Origin of the sequence: Streptomyces sp. HSW2009 (assembly GCF_040240285.1) — a bacterium.
In the GTDB taxonomy this organism is placed as follows: domain Bacteria; phylum Actinomycetota; class Actinomycetes; order Streptomycetales; family Streptomycetaceae; genus Streptomyces.
In genome coordinates this window covers 1-7,482 of sequence record NZ_JBEHZD010000404.1, presented here as the reverse complement: position 1 = coordinate 7,482, position 7,482 = coordinate 1, and the positions used below count along the sequence as shown (strand labels likewise).

4 protein-coding genes and 2 pseudogenes are annotated in these 7,482 nt (G+C 72.3%); 1 reads left to right on the top strand and 5 read right to left on the bottom strand.

The features are described from left to right. Positions 1–695: TerD family protein (locus tag AAHZ94_RS24655; protein WP_502964768.1), on the top strand; the 695-nt coding region annotated here is incomplete at its 5' end. Between the two features lie 40 nt (positions 696–735). Here the strand turns inward: AAHZ94_RS24655 and AAHZ94_RS24650 are convergent. The 5 genes and pseudogenes from AAHZ94_RS24650 to recG form a co-directional block, all read right to left on the bottom strand. Further along, positions 736–1,191 (bottom strand): annotated as a pseudogene (locus AAHZ94_RS24650) (glycosyltransferase); the annotation flags it as partial. Between the two features lie 548 nt (positions 1,192–1,739). Further along, positions 1,740–2,936 (bottom strand): annotated as a pseudogene (locus tag AAHZ94_RS24645) (F0F1 ATP synthase subunit B). Positions 2,937–3,034: 98 nt separating this feature from the next. Next, the gene (gene coaD, locus AAHZ94_RS24640) at positions 3,035–3,544 is read right to left on the bottom strand and encodes a pantetheine-phosphate adenylyltransferase (RefSeq protein ID WP_349995306.1); all 510 of its coding nucleotides are present in this window, start codon (positions 3,542–3,544) and stop codon (positions 3,035–3,037) included. Next, positions 3,541–4,146 carry a 16S rRNA (guanine(966)-N(2))-methyltransferase RsmD gene (rsmD, locus tag AAHZ94_RS24635; protein WP_349995305.1) on the bottom strand — a complete coding sequence of 202 codons (606 nt, stop codon included), beginning with the start codon at positions 4,144–4,146 and terminating at the stop codon, positions 3,541–3,543. Before rsmD ends, coaD begins: the two co-directional genes overlap by 4 nt. A 736-nt stretch (positions 4,147–4,882) precedes the next feature. After that, positions 4,883–7,171 carry an ATP-dependent DNA helicase RecG gene (gene recG, locus AAHZ94_RS24630; RefSeq protein ID WP_349995304.1) on the bottom strand — a complete coding sequence of 763 codons (2,289 nt, stop codon included), beginning with the start codon at positions 7,169–7,171 and terminating at the stop codon, positions 4,883–4,885. Positions 7,172–7,482: the final 311 nt, after the last annotated feature.

Below are 7,482 nucleotides of genomic sequence, written 5' to 3'. Positions count from 1 at the left end.
GAGGCGCCCCCGCCGCGGCGCCGCCGGCCCCGCCCGCCGCCCCGGCCGGCACGCCCGTGCGGCTCACCAAGGTCACGCTGACCAAGGAGGCCCCCACCGTCTCGCTCACCAAGCAGGGCGGGACCTCGGGCGTGATGCGGGTCAACCTCAACTGGCAGGTGCACAAGCAGTTCAAGAGCTGGGGCCAGAAGCTGGGCAAGGTGATGGCCCTGCACTCCGACCTCGACCTGGACCTGGGTGCCTTCTTCGAACTGGCCGACGGCTCCAAGGGCGTCGTCCAGGCGCTGGGCAACTCCTTCGGCGCCCTGCACCAGCCGCCCTTCATCCACCTCGACGCGGACGACCGCACCGGCGCCCGCAGCGAGGGCGAGAACCTGACGATCAACCTGGACGCCAAGGACCTCTTCCGACGCATCCTGGTCTTCGTCACCATCTACGAGGGCGCCCGCAGCTTCGCCAACCTCAACGCGACCGTCACCCTCAGCCCGCAGCACGGCGCGCCGGTGGACTTCTCGCTGGACGAGTGCACCGTGCCGTCCAACGTCTGCGCGCTGGCCCTGATCACCAACCACAACGGTGACCTCGTCGTCCAGCGCGAGGCCCGCTACCTGGTGCCCGACCGCGGCGTCAGCCCCCAGCGCACCCTGGACCACGCGTACGGCTGGGGCATGAACTGGACGCCCGGCCGCAAGTGAGGCGGACGCCGGACCAGTGGGGTCCGGTGCGTCCGGCGACTCACGGCGCGGCCTCGGGACGGGTGTAGGTACGCCCCTTCCCGGCCGCGCCCCGGCCGCGGTAGTGCTGGATGGCCGAGTCCACCGTCATCAGCAGGTACAGCACCGCGACGAACGGCAGCAGCGGCGCCAGCCAGGCGGGCTGCCGGTAGTAGCGCAGCATCGGCAGATAGCTGCCCGCCAGCACCGCCCAGGTCACGGCGCCCACCAGCCAGGTGGTGCGCTCGCCCTGGAGCACCCCGACGCACACCGCGACCGGGGGCGCCAGGTAGATCACGGCGAGTCCGACGACGGTGCCGAGCAGGAGCAGCGGGTTGTGGCGCAGTTGCGCGTACGCGCTGCGGGCGACCATCTGCCACAGCTCGCGCAGGTGCGGATAGGGCCGCACGCTGTCCACCCGCTCCGCCAGCCCCAGCCAGATCCGCCCGCCGCCCGCCCGCCGGCCCCGGCCGGCAGCGCCGGCCCCCCCCCCCCCCCCCGCCCCGCCCCCGCCCGCCCCCCCCCCCCCCCCCCCACGTTCCAGCGCGACAGGCCCGGCCGCGCTCCACAGACCGCGCTGACGCGCCCGTTCCTCGCCCCGTGGCTCCCCTGGCGGCGTGGTGCGGCGTGCTTCACGGGGAACGGGGCCCAGCGGGGCTGGGTACGAGCGGGGTGCACGACGACCAATACGACTACGACGCAGCCGGTGAGGACGGGGCGACGACGCGGGCTCGGCGGCAGAGGCGCCGGGCCCCCGGGCCCCCGGGCCCCCGGGCCCCCGGTGAAGCGTGCGGGGGGGGGGCGGGATACGGCGCGGTGGCCGCGTACTGGCTGTTGGCCGGCAGCCAGTGGCCCCGTACGTCGACGGGAAAGCCGTGGGGAGATGAGCACGGGGAAGCAGGCGCTACGGGTGCGCTCCGGGGCGCGGTGGGTGGTGGAGCGTGGGGGTGGGCTCCCCGCATGCGCTCCGGGGCGCATCGCAAGCCGGCCGGTGAGCGTGCGATGAGCCCGGGAACGGCAGTGCGGTCAGCGGCCCTGTTCGTACTGCCGGAGCTGGTTCAGGTCGATCATGCTTGTGTCGAACAGACTGGTCTCGTCCAGTGCCGGCGCTCCGGCCGCGCGGGGCTGTTGCTGGTGGCCGTCGATGGCCTGGGGCGCCTGGTAGCCGGCGTGCGGGTCGTATCCGTGCTGCGGCTGCGGCTGCTGCTGCCAGCCGTAGTCGCCGGTGGGCTGCTGCTGCGGGACGGCCGGCTGCTGGTAGTCGTGCTGCGGCTGGGCTGCGGCGTACGGGGCCTGCTGGGGGTACTGCTGCTGGTAGCCGTACGCGTCCTGTTGGTAGCCCGCCTGGGCGTAGTAGTCCGCGTACTCCGGCTGGGCGGGCACCTCGGGCGGGGCCGGCGGCTGCTGCGGGATCGCCGGCATCGGGTCGGGCATCGGCGGCTGATGGGCCGGGGCCTGCGGGGCGCTGCGCGGGTCGGCGAAGTGCTGGCTGGTGGCGAGGTCGGCGAGGAAGTCGTCGTCGCTGGTGCTGAGCCCGGCGGCGCCGGCGGCGTCCTGGGCCGCCATGTGCGCGCCCAACTCGTCCTCCTCGGTGCCGAGGAGCTTCTGTCGGCCGCGCCCCACCGCCTCCAGGGTCTTGGCGAGCACGGCGGCCACGGCGCCGAGCTTGGTGTCCACGTACTCGTCCGCGCGCCGGCGCAGTATCTCGGGGTCGGCGCTGCGCTCGGGGGCCTGGTCGCACTGACCGTTCGCGTCGGCGTCGCCGTACACGCCGCCCGGGTCGCGGCCGAGGAGCTTCTAGCGCCCCCGGTCGACGGAGCCGATGGTCTTGGTGAGGACCACCTCGAAGTTGGCGAGCTTGCTGTCGACGTAGTCGTCGGCTTCGGCGCGGATCTCCTCGGCCTCGCGGCGGGCGTCGGCGAGGATGCGGTCGGCCTCCTCCTGCGACTGCCGGGCCACCTCGGTCTGGGAGATCAGGGAGCCGCGCTGGGTGTGTGCGGACTCGATGATCCGCTCCGCCTCCTGCCGGGCCGCCTGGACCATCTGGTCGCGGTCCCCGATCACCTCGCGGGCCTGGGCGAGGGAGCCGGGCAGCGCGGCCCGTAGCTCTTCGAGCATGGCCAGCAGGTCGGCCCGGTTCACCACACAGGAGGCGGACATGGGCATGGATTTCGCGCTGCCGACGGTGCCGACGATGTCGTCGAGCTTCTTCTGCACGTCCACCTTGGGTGCTCGCACTCTCTAGGCCGAAGGGTCGGAACGGGATCGACTGTACGGGCAGTGGGCTCCCGCCCGACACCTCCTGACAAACCGTCAGCCGCTCAGCGCTCCGCGAGCCGCTCCGTGAGGCGCTCAAGGACGAGCGGCGGCACCAGGTGGGCGACGTCGCCGCCCCAGGCCGCGACCTCCTTGACCAGGCTGGAGGAGAGGAAGCTGTAGGTGGGGTTGGTGGGGACGAAGAGGGTTTCGACACCGGACAGGCCGTTGTTCATCTGGGCCATCTGCAACTCGTAGTCGAAGTCGCTGACGGCGCGCAGGCCCTTGACGATGGCGGGGATGTCGCGCTGCTTGCAGAAGTCGACGAGGAGGCCGTGGAACGACTCGACCTCCACGTTTCCGTACTCGGCGGTGGTCTCGCGCAGGAGGTCGATGCGCTCGTCAACGGTGAAGAGCCCCTGCTTGGACTTGTTGATCATCACGGCGACGTGCACGACGTCGTACAGCTTCGAGGCTCGGGCGATGATGTCGAGGTGTCCATTGGTGACGGGGTCAAAGGACCCCGGACAGACGGCGCGACGCAAGAGTGGTTCCTCGCTCTCCAGTGCGGTCATGACGCGCTGTGGTGGTTCGGCGTAGCGGTGTTGCGTGAAGCGGCGCGACCGTACCAAAGCGTGCCCTCCCCGTAACGACGAGCCCGTAGCCCCTCGAAACCGGTCGGCCACCGGAACTCGCCGCCCCTGGTGCTCCGCTCCACCGTTACGAGCGCCCGTGCCGCTAGCCAGCCATTACCGCAGAGTGTGATCAGGATCTCCCGCAGCGCGTCATCGGTGACGGCGTAGGGCGGGTCGAGGAAGACGACGTCGTACGGCCGGTCTTCGGGTACGGGGCCGATGACGACCTGCTCCGCCTTGGCCGCGCGGACCTCGGCACCGGGCAGGCCGAGGGTGCGGACGTTCTCCCGGATCACGCGGGCGGCGCGTGCGTCCGCCTCCACCAGCAGGGCGTGCTCAGCGCCCCGGGACAGCGCCTCCAGGCCGACGGCGCCCGAACCGCCGTACAGGTCGAGCACCCGCGCTCCGTCCAGCGAGCCGAGCAACGACTCCCAGGTGGAGAACAGGCCCTCGCGCGCGCGGTCCGACGTGGGGCGGGTGCCGGTACCCGGCGGTACGGCGAGACGGCGCCCGCCGGCGGCTCCGGCGATCACGCGGGTCATCTGTCGTTCGGCCCTTCGTGGTGGGGGAACGGCGCCCCTGATCGAACACCGCTCCCCCACGATATGGCGTCATCCGGTGGACTACTCGGGGACGGCGTCCGTGCGGAGCCGAGGGGCCGCCGCCTGGTACTGGTCGTCGGGGGCCAGCGGGACGGCGAGTACGGGGCGGGCGGGGCGGACTACGCCCCAGGGCCCGTGGTCGTTCGGCGGCGTCGCGCGGGGTGGCGCCCCGTGGCCCCGTATGGCGTCGCTCCGTACACCGTACTTCCCGCTCTCGCGCGCGAGGCTGCGCCACCCGCTCCGTGCTCCGTGCTCCGTGCTCCGTGCTCCGTGCTCCGTGCTCCGTGCTCCGGCGATGGTGCTTGGACGGGGTGGGGGTGGGTTGTCGAACCCGCTGCCTCGTGCACCGTGCTGTGCGGCTCGGGGACGCAAGGCGTACGTGCTGCGTGCTGCGTGCTGGAGGGTCTGGGGCTGGGAGGAGGCGAGCGGCGGCGGGGGAGAGTGGGGCGCAGGTGTCCTGCAATTCGCTCGGAGGACTGTGCGCCGCGGGTCAGCCTGTCGCCCCCCGGTACGGGCACGGGCCGTGCGCCCCGTACGGGCACGTGGCCATGCCAGGGACGGCGCTGAGGATGCGCGGGCCGAGTCGGGGAGGAGACAGCGGCAGGCGCGCGGGTGGCGCCGACGGCATCGCCTCAGCGCCTCTGGGGCGCAGTTTCGGAGCGGCAGCGCGTACGCGTCAGCCCTTGTCGAGGTACTGCTCGCGCTCGGCGTCCAGGAGGGCGTCGAGGGCCGTGCGCAGCGCGGGGAGGTGCTCCAGTTCCGGGTCGGCCGCGACCGTGGCGACGGCCTCCTCGCGGGCGGCGCTGATGATCTCCTCGTCGTCGATGACGGCGAGCATCCGTAGGCTGGAGCGGACGCCCGACTGGGCCTGCCCCAACACGTCGCCCTCGCGCCGCTGCTCCAGGTCGATGCGGGACAGCTCGAAGCCGTCGGACGTCGCGGCGACCGCCCCCAGCCGGGCTCGGGCCTGGCTGGCCTCCGGCATGTCCGTGACCAGGAGGCACAGACCGGCGGCGGAGCCACGGCCGACCCGGCCCCGTAGCTGGTGCAACTGGGAGACTCCGAACCGGTCCGCGTCCATGATCACCATGGCCGTGGCGTTGGGGACGTTGACGCCTACCTCGATCACCGTCGTGGCCACGAGCACGTCCGCCTCACCGGCGGCGAACCGGCGCATCACGGCGTCCTTGTCGTCCGGATGCATCCGGCCGTGCAGGACCTCCGTACGCAGCCCCTGGAGCGGCCCCTTGGCGAGTTGCTCGGCGACGTCGAGTACGGCGAGTGGCGGGCGGCGCTCCGCAGTGCCCTCCGTGTCGCTCGTCTCCGTCCCCGCACCGGCCTCCGTGCCGGACTCACCCTCGCGCGCGTCGCCCGCGCGAGGCCGCGTGCTGCCCTTGCGCTCTGCTGCGGCGTCTTCCTCGTCACCGATACGGGGGCAGACCACGTACGCCTGGTGGCCCGCCTCAACCTCCTCCCGCACCCGGTCCCAGGCGCGGGAGAGGAAGTGGGGCTTGTCCTTGGCCGGCACCACGTGGCTCGCGATGGGCGAGCGCCCCGCGGGGAGTTGGTCGAGGACCGAGGTCTCCAGGTCGCCGAAGACGGTCATGGCGACGGTGCGCGGGATGGGGGTGGCTGTCATGACCAGGAGGTGGGGCGTCCGGTCGGCCTTGGCGCGCAGGGCGTCGCGCTGTTCGACGCCGAACCTGTGCTGTTCGTCGACGATCACCAGCCCCAGGTCGTGGAAGAGGACCTTGTCCTCGATGAGCGCGTGCGTGCCGATCACCAGGCCCGCCTCCCCCGTCACCAGGTCGAGCAGCGCCTGACGACGGGCGGCAGCCCCCATGGAGCCGGTGAGCAGCACGACCTTGGTGCCGTGTTCGGAGCCGCCGAGCATGCCGCCCTCGGCCAACTCGCCCATCATCTCCACGATGGAGCGGTGGTGCTGTTGGGCCAGCACCTCGGTCGGCGCGAGCATCGCGGCCTGCCCCCCGGTGTCGACGACGGCGAGCATCGCGCGGAGCGCCACGAGTGTCTTTCCGCTGCCGACCTCGCCCTGGAGCAACCGGTGCATGGGGTGTTCGGTGGCCAGGTCGGCGAAGATCTCGGCCGACACCTGCTGCTGCCCCTCGGTGAGTGTGAACGGCAGCTTCGCGTCGAAGGCGTCGAGCAGTCCGTCCGCCCGTCGGGCGCGCGGCACGGCGGGCAGTTGCGTATCGGCGTACCGACGGCGCGCCAGTGCCACCTGAAGGACGAACGCCTCGTCCCACTTGAGCCGGTCGCGGGCCGCAGCGATGTCGGCCTTGCTGCGCGGACGGTGGATCTTCAACAGGGCACTCGGCAGGGTCTCGAACCCGCGCCCCTCGCGCAGGGTGTCCGGCAACGGGTCGACCAGGCCCTCCCAGTTCGTGGCCTCCATGGTGTCCAGGAGCAGGTCGACGGACTTGGCCAGTTGCCAGGAGGCGAGTTGCTTACAGGCGGGGTAGAGCGGCAGCAATTGGTGCGCGAACGCGTCGGCGGCGCTCGCCGCGTCCTCGCCCGCCTCCGGGTCCAGTAGTGCGTAATCGGGGTGCGAGAGCTGGCGCGTGCGGTTGAACACCGACACCTTGCCCGCGAACATCCCGCGGCGACCGGGCACCAGTGCCTTCTCGTGATGGAAGACGCTCCGGCCGAAGAACACCAGGGTCAGCGCCCCACTGCCGTCGGTGACCACCACTTCCAGCCGGACGCCCTTGCCGTTGTTGAACGTCTTCTTCACCGCCTTGGCCACCCGCGCGACCACCGTGACGTGCTCGTCCAGCGGCAGGTCGGCGAGACGCGTGAGCTCGCCACGCTCCGCGTACCGCCGCGGGTAGTGGTGCAACAGGTCACCGACGGTGTGCAGGTCGAGGTGGGCGGCCATCACCTTCGCGGTGTTGCCGCCGACGATCTTCTTCAGGGGTTCATCGAGCGCGGGCACGCGTTCCATTGCACACCACGACACTGACAACGCGTGCGACGCTCCCCGCCACGCAGCGTCCGCACCGCCCGCGTGGCGGCCCGTTCGGCGGTCCAGTCCCGGTGGTTCCGTTCACGTTCGGTGGCTCCGTTCGACGGCCCCGCGCGCGAGACCGGACTGGCGTCGTACACGCAGCTTCACGCTCCGTACGCGAGGCTGGCCATCTGAGCGTGAGCGTCGGAGCGTGCTCCGTGCCCAGCCCCGCGGCGCCCCGTACTCCGCACCTCGCGCGCGAGGCTGCGCCGCCCGCTCCGTGCTCCGTGCTCCGTGCTCCGTGCTCC

What these genes read in the sequence shown, in the direction of transcription:
- coaD (WP_349995306.1), bottom strand. Translation starts at nt 3,544, where the DNA reads ATGACCGCACTGGAGAGCGAGGAACCACTCTTGCGTCGCGCCGTCTGT.
- rsmD (WP_349995305.1), bottom strand. Translation starts at nt 4,146, where the DNA reads ATGACCCGCGTGATCGCCGGAGCCGCCGGCGGGCGCCGTCTCGCCGTA.
- recG (WP_349995304.1), bottom strand. Translation starts at nt 7,171, where the DNA reads ATGGAACGCGTGCCCGCGCTCGATGAACCCCTGAAGAAGATCGTCGGC.